Annotated in this window: 12 protein-coding genes; 7 read left to right on the top strand and 5 right to left on the bottom strand. The window is 69.4% G+C overall.

The features are described from left to right. Positions 1 to 297: 297 nt before the first annotated feature. Positions 298 to 672, top strand: a complete 375-nt coding sequence (locus tag OG985_RS06440) for a hypothetical protein (RefSeq protein WP_371667244.1) — start codon at positions 298 to 300, stop codon at positions 670 to 672. A 154-nt stretch (positions 673 to 826) separates the two neighbouring features. After that, complete coding sequence (locus tag OG985_RS06435; protein ID WP_371667243.1) at positions 827 to 1,183, top strand: ArsR/SmtB family transcription factor; 357 nt, start codon at positions 827 to 829, stop codon at positions 1,181 to 1,183. Between the two features lie 124 nt (positions 1,184 to 1,307). On the opposite strand, the gene OG985_RS06430 is transcribed toward OG985_RS06435, so the two are convergent. Both OG985_RS06430 and OG985_RS06425 read right to left on the bottom strand, forming a co-directional pair. Beyond that, on the bottom strand, positions 1,308 to 3,278 hold the full coding sequence (locus tag OG985_RS06430; RefSeq protein ID WP_371667242.1) for a SpoIIE family protein phosphatase: 1,971 nt from the start codon (positions 3,276 to 3,278) through the stop codon (positions 1,308 to 1,310). A gap of 226 nt (positions 3,279 to 3,504) precedes the next feature. Beyond that, positions 3,505 to 4,689, bottom strand: a complete 1,185-nt coding sequence (locus tag OG985_RS06425; protein ID WP_371667241.1) for an ANTAR domain-containing protein — start codon at positions 4,687 to 4,689, stop codon at positions 3,505 to 3,507. A gap of 868 nt (positions 4,690 to 5,557) precedes the next feature. Here OG985_RS06425 and OG985_RS06420 point away from each other — a divergent pair. Beyond that, positions 5,558 to 7,366, top strand: coding sequence for an N-acetylmuramoyl-L-alanine amidase (locus OG985_RS06420; protein ID WP_371674277.1), 1,809 nt, complete (start codon positions 5,558 to 5,560; stop codon positions 7,364 to 7,366). 214 nt (positions 7,367 to 7,580) lie between these two features. Here OG985_RS06420 and OG985_RS06415 read toward each other — a convergent pair whose 3' ends face one another. Further along, entirely contained in the window at positions 7,581 to 8,498 is a 918-nt protein-coding gene (locus OG985_RS06415) for an NAD-dependent protein deacetylase (RefSeq protein ID WP_371667240.1), read from the bottom strand. Positions 8,499 to 8,782: 284 nt separating this feature from the next. On the opposite strand from OG985_RS06415, the gene OG985_RS06410 reads away from it, so the two are divergent. Beyond that, positions 8,783 to 9,253: a cytidine deaminase gene (locus tag OG985_RS06410; protein ID WP_371667239.1), complete on the top strand. Its 471-nt coding sequence runs from the start codon at positions 8,783 to 8,785 to the stop codon at positions 9,251 to 9,253. Positions 9,254 to 9,397: 144 nt separating this feature from the next. On the opposite strand, the gene OG985_RS06405 is transcribed toward OG985_RS06410, so the two are convergent. Then, positions 9,398 to 9,997, bottom strand: coding sequence for a DUF4328 domain-containing protein (locus OG985_RS06405; protein WP_371667238.1), 600 nt, complete (start codon positions 9,995 to 9,997; stop codon positions 9,398 to 9,400). Positions 9,998 to 10,269: 272 nt separating this feature from the next. Between OG985_RS06405 and OG985_RS06400 the strand changes: the two genes are divergently transcribed. Beyond that, positions 10,270 to 10,740, top strand: a complete 471-nt coding sequence (locus tag OG985_RS06400) for a DUF6215 domain-containing protein (RefSeq protein ID WP_371667237.1) — start codon at positions 10,270 to 10,272, stop codon at positions 10,738 to 10,740. Here the strand turns inward: OG985_RS06400 and tnpA are convergent. Continuing rightward, positions 10,710 to 11,138: an IS200/IS605 family transposase gene (gene tnpA, locus OG985_RS06395; protein ID WP_371667236.1), complete on the bottom strand. Its 429-nt coding sequence runs from the start codon at positions 11,136 to 11,138 to the stop codon at positions 10,710 to 10,712. The genes OG985_RS06400 and tnpA overlap by 31 nt on opposite strands. Positions 11,139 to 11,188: 50 nt before the next feature. Between tnpA and OG985_RS06390 the strand changes: the two genes are divergently transcribed. Both OG985_RS06390 and OG985_RS06385 read left to right on the top strand, forming a co-directional pair. Next, positions 11,189 to 12,199: an RNA-guided endonuclease InsQ/TnpB family protein gene (locus OG985_RS06390; RefSeq protein WP_371667235.1), complete on the top strand. Its 1,011-nt coding sequence runs from the start codon at positions 11,189 to 11,191 to the stop codon at positions 12,197 to 12,199. Beyond that, complete coding sequence (locus tag OG985_RS06385) at positions 12,102 to 13,259, top strand: IS4 family transposase (RefSeq protein WP_371674276.1); 1,158 nt, start codon at positions 12,102 to 12,104, stop codon at positions 13,257 to 13,259. Before OG985_RS06390 ends, OG985_RS06385 begins: the two co-directional genes overlap by 98 nt. Positions 13,260 to 13,281: the final 22 nt, after the last annotated feature.

The following is a 13,281-nucleotide window of genomic DNA, read 5'->3' as shown; positions in this document are numbered from 1 at the left end:
CCAAAGCGGTTGATCAACTTGTGGGCCGAGAGGTGACCAGCCGCTCGGTCGCCCGGTTGGAAGGTCAGGCCACCAGCGCCTCAACTCCTGTTTCTTCAAAGGCACTTGCTCCGAGATACGGTCAATTTCCGTTACTCGCGTGATCAAAGTGCGGCACTCGTCCGCACGTAGCCAAGCTCCTTGCGCCAGGTTCGGAGGGCGTCACTCCTACGAGCGACCCCTCCGTACGGTTGGGGACACGAACGGGCCGGAGGAGTCCGGTCCCGTGCAATCGGCAGAAGCCGCAGGAGGACCGCCATGACGAATGTGGAAATCTCCCTCAAGGAGACGATGACCGTGGTGGAGGGGGCACTGGGCGCGGCCGTCGTCGACTACACCAGCGGCATGGCGCTCGGCACGTTGGGCGGAGGCAAGGACCTCGACCTGGTCGTCGCCGCAGCGGGTAACACCGATGTGGTCCGTGCCAAGGTCCGCACGATGGAGCACCTGGGGCTGAAGGGCGAGATCGAGGACATCGTGATCACCCTGGGGACCCAGTACCACCTCATCCGGCTGGTGAAGGGACGGCAGGGCAGCGGTTTGTTCGTCTATCTCGTCCTGGACCGGGGCCGCTCCAACCTCGCGATGGCCCGCCACCAGCTCAGGCGGATCGAAACGGACCTCGAGGTGTAACCGATTCCGTGACGTAGGGCTTCGCATGCCCGTGACTTGAAGATTTCTTCATCTCGGCACATCCACATCGGTGCATCACCAGAGCGTGCGGAGCCCGCAGTCGCCAGAATCGTGACGGACACATGACTACGAGAGCGGCAGGGAGCGGTTGAGCGTGCAGGTCCCCCTCTATCAGGCCAAGGCCGAGTTCTTCCGCATGCTGGGGCACCCGGTGCGCATCAGGGTCCTCGAGCTGCTTCAGAGCGGGCCCGTCGCGGTGCGGGACCTGCTCGCCGAGATAGAGATCGAACCGTCCAGCCTGTCCCAGCAGCTGGCCGTGCTGCGCCGTTCCGGGATCGTGGTGTCGATCCGGGAGGGATCTACGGTCAGCTACGCGCTGGCCGGCGGTGACGTCGCCGAACTGCTCCGTGCGGCCCGGCGAATCCTGACGGAACTCATCGCCGGACAGAACGAGTTGCTGGCCGAGCTGCAACACCTCGAACCGCCGGTGCCGGCACCCCCGCTGCCCTGACCACTCCCACCCAGGCGCCCAGGCCCGGTCACCGCGACCTCCGTTGAACAGCGTCCGGACTGACGGGAACCGCGTGGGTCAGCCGTCGCCCAGGCGGGCGCGCAGGAGATCCCTCGCGTGTTTGTCACTCCCCGGGTTCGGGCGAAGGCCCGGTGCGGTAGCGAAGGGCGGCGAGGTCGAGGACGGTTGCGGCGACGGAGCCGGGCGAGGCGTGGAGGATGAGAGCCTGGCCGTGGTCGTCGAGGACCGTGGCGGCGTGGTGCAGCACTTGCACGCCGGCGCTGGCGAGATGGGTGACACCGTCGAGGTTCACCGTCAGGGAGACGGTTCCGCCGCGGGACGCGGTCATGAGCCGGTCGATCAGGCGCTGAGCGGTGGTGGTGTCGACCGTGCCGCGTACGTTCAGCAGGCCGGGGACGTCAGGGTCGGCGCGGAGGGTGAGTTCGTGCTGTTGGGGGACGCCCGTGCGGGTGCCTTCCGTGACGGTGACGGCTTTGCGCAGTCCGCGGCTGATCCGGACGGTGGTGCCCTCGCTGCCGGCGCCGCCGCGGTCGACGGTGAAGGTGTCGGTGAACATCTCGACCATGGCCAGACCGCGGCCCCGGAAACGGTCGGACCGGTCCGCCTGTGACCAGCGGCCGTGATCGGCGACCTCGATCTCGCACGTGCCGTCGGCGACGATTCGGGCGTGGACGGTGACCTCGCGCGGCACACCTTCCGCGTCCGGATGTCCGTAGGCGTGATCGACGGCATTGGTGACCAGTTCGACCACGGAGTGCTGAAGAGCGGACTCGTCCTCACCCCGGCAGCCCAGGGCGACCAGCCACCGCCCCAGCTCGAACTGGATCGTCCGCGTGCTTTCGACGGTGGCCGGCAGGACCACGTGCAGGTCGTGCGGCGCGGGGCCGCGGTGTGCGGCCAGGAGGGTCACATCGTCGCTGTGGCCGGTGTCGCGCAGCAGGATCTCCAGCGTCTGGTTGACGATCCGTTCGGCGCTCGCGCAAGGGCTGTTACGGGGCATCAACCGGTCCAGAGCCGCGTCGCGGGCGGTGCTCGCCAGTTTCCGGCGGCCTGCCTCGGGTGTCAGGCCCGGGCGCTCGATGATGCCGTCGGTGTACAGCAGCACGGTGGCGTCATCGGGAAGCTGCCCGTCGTGTTCGCTGTAGGTCGCGCCGGTGGCCAGTGGGCCCTGCCCCGACCCCGGCAGGAACGCGGTGGAGCCGTCCGGTGCGATGAGCAACGGCGACGGGTGCCCGGCGCTGGCGTAGCACAGGCGGCCGGAGGGATCCACGACGGTGACGCAACAGGTGGCGGCCTGCGCGCCGGGCACATGGCGAGCGTGCGCGTCGACTGCCTGCAGGGCCTGGGCGGGGCTGCAGCCGGCGCGCAGCCGCTCCTGGACGACGGTGCGGAGCTGGCCCATGACGGCCGATGCCTGGACTCCGTGGCCGACGACGTCCCCCACGACCAGTGCGACCCGGCCATCGGACAGGCCCACGGTGTCGTACCAGTCCCCGCCGGCCGCGGTGTCCCTCTCGGCCAGCACGTAGCGTGCGGCAAGGTTGAGTTGGGGCAGCAGCGGCAGATCGGGTGGCAGAAGTGCCTGCTGCAACGTGGTGAGGGTGGAACGCGCCTGCTTGTAGCGGGCCTCCGCCTCGGCCGCCCGGCTCTCCGCGGCCTGGCGCCGGCGGACCTGCTCCGTCGCGTCGGCGAGGAACACGGTGACGCCGGCGATCACACCGTCCCTGTCGTACCAGGGCGTCACAGTGAAGTCGAAGGAGAACTCCTGCAACCCCTGGTCCGACATCAGTTGCATCCGCCACGCCTTCTTGGACTCCGCGACGCCGGTCGCGTAGACCCGGTCGAAGACCGGGGCGATCCCCTGCCGCACGGATTCCGGATACAGGTCCGCCACCGTCGAGCCGACCAGTTCCCGCCGCCCGGTCATCGCACGGTAAGCACCGTTGATCGCCACGATCAGATGGTCCGGTCCGGCCAGTCCGCAAACCGCCACCGGTGCCTGCTCGAACACCTCCCGCGCCAGCAAGGGCTCACCGGTGAGACGGTCGCGGTCTTCCGGCACGGGACGCGGCATCAGGATGCTCCTTGGACTTGCGGAGGACACGGTGTGCGGGCGGGCCACTCTGTACCGGCTATGGCGGCAAGGAAGGCGACAGTCGGATGAGGGAGGAGACCCGTCCTGGCGCGTCCTTGCCCATCCACCTCGGTGCGCCTGTCAACTGTGGCCCGTCGAGCCGGGATTGTGCGCTGCGGGGCGGTGGCCCTGTCGGCTACTTGCCGGTGCGGCCGACCACAGACACTCAGTGCCCCGCCTGCTCCTGCTTGCGGGCACCGGTGTGCACATCCTCCAGAGCGTCCAGGATGATCGTACGGCGATGCCAGTGCAGCCAGGCGCCGGCCCGGTCGACGACGTCGTGGAGGATGTGTGACCGTTCCGCGCCCAGCACGTGGTTGACCGCGTTCCGGTGCGGGTAGTGCGCGGACACCACCCCGATGAGGTCACCGTTGGGGGTGGTCATCGGAACGCTGTGACAGGCCGCCGAGCCCGACTCCAGCATGGCGGCCCGCCCAGGCGCGTCGTAGACGGGATCGGTGGCTACGTCCAGCACCGTCACCGGCACACCCCACGAGGAAGCCAGACCGCATGCCGAATCCTCGGATCCCGGGGACGCGGCGGGACCGGGGGCGCTCACACAGTCGAAGAAGTCCAAGAAGACATCGCTGTGGTTGCGTTGCGCCTCGATCCACAGATCCCCGGTCGAGGTGTCGGCCAACTGCACGTTGCCCATCCGCGATCCGGCGGCTTCCAGCGCAACCGGCAGGAGCGCCTCCACCACCTCGGCGGTGTTGGCTTTGCCCGGAGGGCGGCCCCTGAGGAACGGCAGCGTCGGCGCCGGACGGCGCGCGCGCCCCGCAAACCACCGGGAGGCTCCCGGGGCCGGTGGCGACGCGGCGACCAATCCGGCCGACAGCGAACGCAACTTGACGTTGTGCCGTGTCGAGACGTGCTGCAGCAGCGACAAAGCGGCGCGGCCGTCCAGCCCGTAGCGGCCCTGCAGCACGCCTTGCGCCTGTGCCACGATCGGCCACCCGCGGGCACGCCTCCGCACATCGCGGAACGCACGGCTGGACGGCCAGCCGGCAGCGGCTGTGGCTGTGGCCGTCCCGTCCACGTGCACCGGACGGTCCATCGACACCGCCGTGGAGCGACCCGGCCCGACAGCTCCCACCGCAGCACCCGCCGACGCCCCGCCCCAGCCGGCGTACACCGTCTCCGCCTGCTCCGCCCGCTCCGCTTCCGCTGCTCGGGAGGTGTCCCACGCGATCACAGCCGCCGCAGAGACCGCGGCCTCCACCGACGGCAGGAATTCCAGCCGCCGTGTCGGGTGCGGTCCAGCGGCCTGTACGCGATGCAACACGCGCTCCACCGTCGAGGTGGCCCCCACCAGGGACACGGGGATTCCTGCCGCGGCCAGCGCCGCCACCTGGTTCAGAATGTGACCGGCGCTCTCCGCCGAGACCAGGACCGTCGAGGAAAGGTCCACCACCGCCGCCCGGCAACCGCTGTGCGGCCGCAGCAGGCAATCCGCCTCCAGGCCGGGCGAGCGACGGTCCGGAACCTCCCCCGGTCGCATCAGCCACAGCCACCCTGCCGCGCCCGGCAACCGCACGACCTGCCCGCACATAGACACTCCTCCCCTGGTAAAAGGAGGGCAGCGCTTCCGTACCCGACCGGTCCAACCTAACCTGCCCCGCAGCGTGCGGTGCACACGGGCACCCACCGCGCGCTGTCCGACGCTCAGCCCAGGATTCGCCGTCCCGCACGGTCACACGCAACGACATCCATGCCGAGGTGACCTCCGCCGGAGCCGGTCTCACCTCCGTGTTCCGGCACCCACCCAGAAGGGGCGCCCTGCTCGGGATCGACGCACGCCGCGCACCGCGCCCCATTCGTTGTCATCGGTGAGGTTTGTGTGACTCGTGAACTCCCGTTGATAGCAGGAACGTTCGGACGCTCCGTGCTGGGTGAGCGCATCGAGCTGCGGGTCGGGTCCGCTCGGCCATCCGATGTGTGCCAGGGTGGCCGATGGTGACGTTGGGACCAGTGTCAGCAATGGTGCAAATGTCAACTCGTTCGACTGTTGGGGAAGTTGTGAATTCCGGTGGGTGGGACCGGTGACTTCCGCACAGTGGGATCGGGCAGGCGTCACTTCGCATGTCTTGACCAGGGCAACACGTACAAGGGGAAATTCCTTGCAAAGATCCGCACACAAAAGATCTTCCCGGAAGCTGCTGGCCGGGATTCTGGCAGGCGGCGCCGTGGCCGCCGGCTGCTTCGCCGTTCTGCCGTCGATGGCAGAGGCCGCCCAGAGCCCCGATGCCGGTCGGCAGTCCTCCTTCGCCGACGCGGCGCGGGAGTTCGGTGTGCCGCTGCCCGTACTGCTGGCCGTGTCGTACCAGGAGTCGCGGTGGGACGACCACGAGGGACAGCACAACACCTCGGGCGGGTACGGTCCGATGAACCTGACGGACGTCACCGCCAAGATGGTGTCCGGAGGCGCGGCGGGTGCGGTCGGCCGCGGCGACCTCGCCGAGCTGACCTCGGACCCCGCCTTGCACACCCTGGACGCCGCGGCCGGACTGACCGGCACCTCGGCGGCGAAGCTGCGCACCGACGACCGGCAGAACATCCGAGCCGGCGCCGCGCTTCTCGCGTCGTACCAGGAGAAACTGACGGGGGAGACCTCCTCGGACCCTGCCGCCTGGTACGGAGCGGTGGCCAGGTACAGCCAGTCGTCGGACCGGAAGGCAGCACAGCTCTTCGCCGACCGGGTCTTCAAGACCGTCTCGTCGGGCGCCTCGCGCACGACCGTCGACGGAGAGCACGTCAAGCTCGCGGCGCAGGGTTCGGTCCGCCCCGAGACCGAGCAACTGTCCGCGCTGAAGCTGAAGGCCGCCGCGGACGCCGGGGACACGGAGTGTCCGCCCACGGTGGACTGCACCTTCCTTGCCGCGGCCGCTTCCAACGGGCAGGTAGCCGGCCGCCCGGGCGACGGGGTGCAGATCAAGTACCTCGTCCTGCACGACACCGAGTCGTCCTACAGCTCCGCGATCAAGACCTTCCAGACGGCCGGTTCCGGTGACTCGGCGCACTACGTCGTGCAGGCTTCCGACGGCGCCGTCACCCAGATGACGCGGACCAAGGACATCGCGTTCCACGCCGGCAACTACTGGTTCAACATGCACGCGATCGGCATCGAGCACGAGGGATACGCCGCGCAGGGTGCCACCTGGTACTCGCAGACGCAGTACCAGGCGACGGCCGATCTGGTGAAGTACCTCGCCAGGAAGTTCGACATCCCGCTCGACCGTCAGCACGTCATCGGCCACGACAACGTGCCCGGTCCACGGGACAGTTACCTCGCCGGCATGCACTGGGACCCGGGCCCGTACTGGGACTGGACGGCGTTCATGGGCATGCTCAGCCCCTCGACCGTGCGCGGCGCCCAGGGCCACCACGTACCGCGGGTGGGTTCGGCGGTGACCATCGCCCCCGAATTCTCGACCAACCAGCAGACCGTCCAGGTCTGTCCGGCCGACGACCCCACGGGCGCCACCCCCGAGTGCACCGACCGTACGGCGCCGGCGAACTTCCTGCCCGTGCGCACCGCGCCCAGCGCCGACGCGCCCCTGTTCGCCGACCCGGCCGTCCACCCCGGCGCCGGCGCGGGCAGCGACAGCATCCACGACTGGGGCAGCACCGTGCAGGCGGGCCAGCAGTTCGTGGTCGCCGACGTCGACGGTGACTGGACCGCCATCTGGTTCAGCGGCTCGAAGGTGTGGTTCCACAACCCGGAGGGTGCCAACACCTGCGGCGCACCGGGCGTCACCGTCGTCCACTCCGGAGACCGGGCCGCGACCCTCTACGGCTCCGGCTACCCGCAGGCCTCGGAGTACCCGTCCGGCCTGTCCCCGTCCACGCAGAAGCCGCTGACCCTCTACACGTTCCCGGCCGGCCAGGCCTACGTGGCCACCCAGCCGCCGATGAGCGCGGACGACTTCTTCGTCTCGGGCGACACCTACGTCACAGGCGCCGCCAAGTACTACACCATCCAGTACAACCACCGGGTCGTCCTGGTCGACGCCGCCGGAGTTTCCTGAACCGGCCGGTATGGGCGGGACGGCCAGATGTCCCGCCCATACCGGAGACGGTCGCCGAGCTCGCAAGGAGGGCGCTGGGACTGGGCACTTCGGGCTCGAAAGATCCACCGTTGACCGTGGTCACAGAGCGATGGGGCCGAGGTCGGCGGCGGTTTGGGCTCAGGCCGGAGGACCTGGGGCCGAGCGCACCGGCACAGCAGCGGCCCCGCTGCTGTCACCATCCACCACTGCCTCCTCCCGCCGCCTGGCCGTCAGCGGCGCCGCTGAGCCTGCCGATCACGGAGGTGAGCGCCGTCCCCAGGGGGAGCGCCACCCGTGTGACGGCATGCTGGTCGCCCCGGGTCGGGTCCCGGTTGACGATCAGCACCGGCTTGCCTGCCTGGGCCGCTTGGCGGACGAACCGGAGCCCGGACATCACCGTCAGCGAGGATCCGAGAACCAGCAGTGAGGTCGCCTCACGCACCAGCTCGCGGCAGTGTTCGACCCGCGGCGGTGGAACGGTTTCGCCGAAGAACACCACGTCCGGCTTGAGGACGCCGCCGCAGACCGTGCAGGGCACCACGTGGAAGTCCCCGACCTGTTCGTCGCTGAGGTCGGCGTCGCCGTCCGGGTTGATTCCGGCGGCCATCGGCTCGAAGGCGGCATTGGCCTCCTCCAGCCGCCGGGCGAGCGCGCGACGCGAACTGAAGGCACCGCAGGAAAGGCATACGACCCGCTCCAGGCTTCCGTGCAGTTCCACGACGCCCTCGCTGCCGGCCGCCTGATGCAGGCCGTCGACGTTCTGGGTGATCACACCCGAGAGCAGGCCGAGCTGCCCGAACGCGGCCACGGCCCGGTGTCCGGCGTTGGGGCGGGCGCGGCCGAAGGTACGCCAGCCGAGGTGGCTCCGCGCCCAGTACCGGCGCCGGGCCTGGGGGCTTGCGGTGAAGTCCTGGTAGGTCATCGGGGTGTGCCGGGCAAGGCTCCCGCCCTCGCCCCGGTAGTCGGGGATGCCCGACTCCGTGGAGATGCCCGCCCCACTGAGCACCAGCACACCGCCGGCGCTCAGTGCGTCGGCGATCGGCGTCAGATCCGTGGTACCCGGCGGCAGGTCCTCGGTGGGGGTCCAGCTGAGGGTGGGGCGCATGCGCATGCCGCCAGGGTACGGAACGGGCCGCCCCCTCGTTTCCGCCCGCGGCGGCGTCCTCGGCCGGGCAACGTCGAGGTGCCAGGGGCCGACGACGGTTTCCCCGAAGACGATGCCCAGGCCGAGGCGGACGGGCCGACCTCTCTCGACGCGCCTGTGCACCCTCGACGGCACAGGGAAGCATGACCCTCCGCCACAGCAGTTGGGGGAGACCAGCACACCGCCGATAATCGCTTGCGCACCATCGCCTCCCGGGCCAACGTCGCCTGACACCTGAGGAAGGCGGAGAAGTGACCACGCAGACCCACCACGTCGATCACGAACTCATCCAGACCGCGGCCCACGTCGCGCGTACTCGCTGCATGGGCGACAACCACACCATGGCGGCCGCGGCCCGCGCCAAGGACGGCCTGATCGTCACCGCGGTGAACGCCTACCACTTCACCGGCGGCCCTTGCGCGGAGCTGGTCCTCATCGGCACGGCAGCCGCCCAAGGCACCTACGACCTGGACACCATCGTCGCCGTGGGCGACCGCGACCGAGGGGTTGTACCCCCGTGCGGACGCTGCCGCCAGGTCCTTCTCGACTACTTCCCAGCCCTCAAGGTCATCGTCGGCACAAGCGATGGCCTCCGCACCGTCTCCATCAGCGACCTGCTGCCCCATGGCTACATCTGGGCGGACCACCAGCTCGACGCCGAAATGAGCGAACCCTCAGCACGAGCTCACACCGAAGAGGGAAACCAGGCAGCCATTGCCTGACGAGGCGCCAGGGCGTGGCCCTGGGCTGCGGTCGGACTCCGAGGTCCACCGTGCCGCAGGTACGAACTCGCTGCTGAGCCAAGGGAGTTCGAGGTCGTCTCGAACGCCGGCCACGTGCATCTGTACGACGGCGTCCTCGCTGCCTCACGCCTGGGCGAGGGGTGCGGCCGGAACGGTGGCGCCGAGCGCGGCGCTCTGCAACGCCGTGATGCGTTCGATGACAAGCCCCAGCAGCACGGCCGCCGCGATCATGAGCGCCTCCGCCACCACGAGGAAGGCCATCGACCCCGGGGCCACCCGGCCCGCCATCACGAGTAGCGCGTGCGTGATCCCGGCGCCCCACCACAGGTTCACCAGTGTCGTGTCTCGCTTCGGCTCCCATGACGCGGAGCTCGCGCGCCCGATGTCGAGGACGAACCGGCGCGGGACGAAGAAGTTGACCACCGGTATGAACCACGCGCCGATCGTCCAGCCCCGACTCGGGAGCGAGGCCTGGGGCGAAAGCTCCTGGGCGTTGCGCCGGGACCGGGCGAGCCAGACGAGGAACAGCACGATCGCGAGGCTCGTCAGATAGACGAAGACCATGGAGATGAAGCCCGACCTGTGCAGGGACACGTCCGTGCGGTGCAGGTAGTGATCCCGGACTGCCGCCGCGCGGAACGCGTCCGCGACGGCGGCCGCCGCTATGGCCGCCTGGGCGGAGCGGGCAAGGACCCAGGAAGCCTTGCGGGCGGTGATCGTCATCGTCTTCGGCCTGTCTCGGAGGCGTGTGCGGCCCGCAGCGGACACTGGGGCGGAGTGATCATAGAGTCTGCTCGCCGCACACGCGTACGACTTCGGGTCCTCGGTCCCGGGATCACGGCCCCTACGACTCACGCCGGTGTCGACCGACACATCCGGCCGATGCCGCTGGACGTGACTATTGGGAAATCTCGCTTCCCCGTGTGTGGATCACCCGTTACGCTCCCCCAGCGCGCACCGGGCGCGATCAGGGGGTACCGCGGGTAATGGGGGACATGGCAGGGGAAGTTGTCGCGCCCGAGAAGGGTCCGAACCCATGGGGCCAAGCCATCGCGGCGCTGGTGGTGGTCGGAGTGCTCGGGGGCGGGCTGTACGTGATCCAGAAGAACGACGCCGAGGCCGCCGACAAGCCAGCGGTCTGCTCGGCCGACGAGCAGGACAAGAAGGCCGCCAACGACGCCAAGGCGGCGCACCGCGTCTCCGGGACGGAGCTGTGCACGGCGTTGAACCGCGCGGACCTGCCGACGCTGCTCGGCACCCCGCGGGAGCACGCGCGGACGGCCTACGGCAGTGACGGCTCCGTCGAGATGGCGGGCGGTACCAAGATCCATCCTTTGATCTTCGCAGGGAATCCCGGCCTTCAGGCCGGGCGGGAGTGTGGTCCTCGGTGTGGAGGTGCGAAGCGCCGGAGGTCGCTGCGTTTGCGTGGTGGCGGTCAGGCGGGGCGTTTTTGGTTGTCGATGTAGTCCTTGACGATGCTCAGTGGTGGGCCGCCGCAGGATGCTGCGAAGTAGGACGGGGACCAGAACACCGAGCCCGTCCCGATCCGGTTGATCCGGCCGGTGTACTCCGCGCGCAGGTAGCGGGAACTGACGCCCTTGAGGGAGTTGACGAGCTTGGAGAGGGCGATTTTCGGCGGGTAGTGCACGAGGAGGTGGACGTGATCGCCTTCGCCGTTGAACTCCCGCAGCTGGGCGCCGAAGCTCTCGCACACGTCCCGCATGATCGTCTCGCAGCGCGTCAGCATCTCGTCGTTGAAGATCTCACGCCGGTACTTCGTGACAAACACCAAGTGTGCGTGGAGGTTGAAAACGACATGATTTCCTCGTCGGACATCCGGATCTGCTTCCCAGCGTGGTGACATACGCCAAGGGTAGTAGGATCAAGTGAACTCGACCGGAGGGGGTGGGCTGGATGATCCGTGCGTACAAGTTCCTCCTGCGGCCCACCGTCCGCCAGCAGCAGGCGCTCGCCGAGATGCTGCGCGACCACTGCTCCCTCTACAACGGGGCCTTGCAGGAACGCCGCGACGCCTGGCGGCACCCGTCGAAGACCACCGTCGCGTACGGGATGCAGTCGGCGCAGCTCAAAGAGATCCGGGCGTTCGACCCGGAGCGGCAGGGCCGCTGGTCGTTCTCCTCGCAGCAGGCCACCCTGCGCCGCCTTGACAAGGCGTTCGCCGCGTTCTTCCGCCGGGTCAGGTCCGGGCAGACGCCCGGCTATCCGCGCTTTCGCGGCGTGAACTGGTTCGACACGGTGGACTTCCCCAAGGACGGCGACGGCTGCCGGTGGAATGCCACCCCGCACGACCCCGTCACCCGTGTCCGCTTCCAGGGCGTCGGGCATGTGAAGGTCAACCAGCACCGGCCGGTGGCCGGCCGGGTCAAGACCGTCTCCGTCAAGCGTGAGGGACGTCGGTGGTTCGTCGTACTGACCGCCGAGCAGGAGCAGCCCGAGCCGCTGCCCGCGACCGGCAGCATGGTCGGCATCGACCTGGGCATCGCCAACTTCCTCGCCGACTCCAACGGCGAGTTCGTACCCAACCCGCGCCACGGGCGTACGGCCGCCGCGAAACTGCAAGCAGCGCAGCAGGCGCTGTCCCGGTTCCCGCGCCGCAAGGCCACAGACCGCACCGCAGGCCACCAGCGCGCCGTGGACAAGGTTGCCCAACTCCACGGCAAGGTACGGCGCCAGCGGCTCGACCACGCACACAAGACCGCCCTTAGCCTCAATACCAGTGACTTAGGGTGGTGGCTGGTAGGGTGCGTGGCGGGGAGGTGCCGGGATGCCACGGCCGGGTCAGGTGAAGCCGGAGACGGACGAGCGGTTGTCGGATCGCATCGCGGTCGGGCTGTTGACGCGGTCGTTCCCGCCGGAGCTGGTGGATCGGGTGGTGGCCCAGTGCGGGAGGTCCGGGCAGCGTAACCGGCTGCTGCCGCCGCGCGTGGTGGTCTACTTCGTGCTGGCGATGTGCTTGTTCTCCGGCCAGGGCTACGAAGAGGTCGCTCGGCTGCTGACGCATGGGCTGACCTGGGCGAAGCGCTGGTCGGGGTCGTGGCAGGTGCCGACCACGGGGGCGATCTCGAGGGCACGCGCGAGACTCGGTCCAGAACCGCTGAAGGCCCTGTTCGCCTCGGTGGCCCGGCCGTTGGCCACGGAAGCGACACCGGGTGCCTTCTACGGCCGGTGGCGGCTGATGGCCATCGACGGCACAGTCTTCGACGTTCCGGACAGCCAGGAGAACGTGGCGCACTTCGGGCGCCCGAAGACCCACCGCACCCAGCGGTGTGCGTATCCGCAGGTGCGGGTGGTCGCGCTGGCCGAGTGCGGCACCCATGCCATCACCACGGCGGCTCTCGGCCCATGCACCACGTCCGAACCCGTGCTGGCCCGCGAGCTGTTCGGCCACCTGGGCGAGGACGATCTGCTGCTGGCCGACCGCGGCTTCACCGGCCTGGAGCTGTGGCGGGCGGCCTCGGCCGGCGGTGCGGACCTGCTGTGGCGCATTCGTTCCCACCAGGTGCTGCCGGTCCGCGAAGAGCTGCCCGACGGCTCGTACCTGTCAGAGATCGTCGCGGCCAGAGACCACCGCAAGCGTGCCGACCCGGAAATGGTGCGGGTGATCGAGTACACCCTGGACGATCCCGGGCAGGACGCCCCTTACCGGCTGATCACCACGGTCCTCGATCCCGATGCCGCCCCGGCCACCGAGCTGGCCGCCCTCTACCACCAGCGGTGGGAGTTCGAGAACACGCTGGACGAGCTGAAGACCCATCAACGCGGACCTGCCCAGGTCCTGCGCTCCCGCTCGCCTGAAGGCGTCGAGCAGGAGGTCTGGGCACACCTGCTGGTCCACCACGCCATCCGCACCCTGATGCACGACGCCGCCGAGCAGGCCGGCCTCGACCCCGACCGGCTCTCCTTCACCCGGAGCATCCGCCTCGCACGCCGCCAGGTCACCGCGCAGGCGGCCTTTTCCCCCTGACCGTCTGACCGCCGCCCTCACC

This window comes from Streptomyces sp. NBC_00289 (assembly GCF_041435115.1).
GTDB lineage: Bacteria > Actinomycetota > Actinomycetes > Streptomycetales > Streptomycetaceae > Streptomyces.
Note: the sequence above shows the minus strand (reverse complement) of the source record. Positions and strands in the feature narration are given on the sequence as shown.

Coding starts and splice junctions, on each gene's coding strand:
- OG985_RS06405 (WP_371667238.1), bottom strand. CDS start 9,997: ATGACGATCACCGCCCGCAAGGCTTCCTGGGTCCTTGCCCGCTCCGCC.
- OG985_RS06440 (WP_371667244.1), top strand. CDS start 298: ATGACGAATGTGGAAATCTCCCTCAAGGAGACGATGACCGTGGTGGAG.
- OG985_RS06430 (WP_371667242.1), bottom strand. CDS start 3,278: ATGCCGCGTCCCGTGCCGGAAGACCGCGACCGTCTCACCGGTGAGCCC.
- OG985_RS06415 (WP_371667240.1), bottom strand. CDS start 8,498: ATGCGCATGCGCCCCACCCTCAGCTGGACCCCCACCGAGGACCTGCCG.
- OG985_RS06400 (WP_371667237.1), top strand. CDS start 10,270: ATGGCAGGGGAAGTTGTCGCGCCCGAGAAGGGTCCGAACCCATGGGGC.
- OG985_RS06390 (WP_371667235.1), top strand. CDS start 11,189: ATGATCCGTGCGTACAAGTTCCTCCTGCGGCCCACCGTCCGCCAGCAG.
- OG985_RS06420 (WP_371674277.1), top strand. CDS start 5,558: ATGGCAGAGGCCGCCCAGAGCCCCGATGCCGGTCGGCAGTCCTCCTTC.
- tnpA (WP_371667236.1), bottom strand. CDS start 11,138: ATGTCACCACGCTGGGAAGCAGATCCGGATGTCCGACGAGGAAATCAT.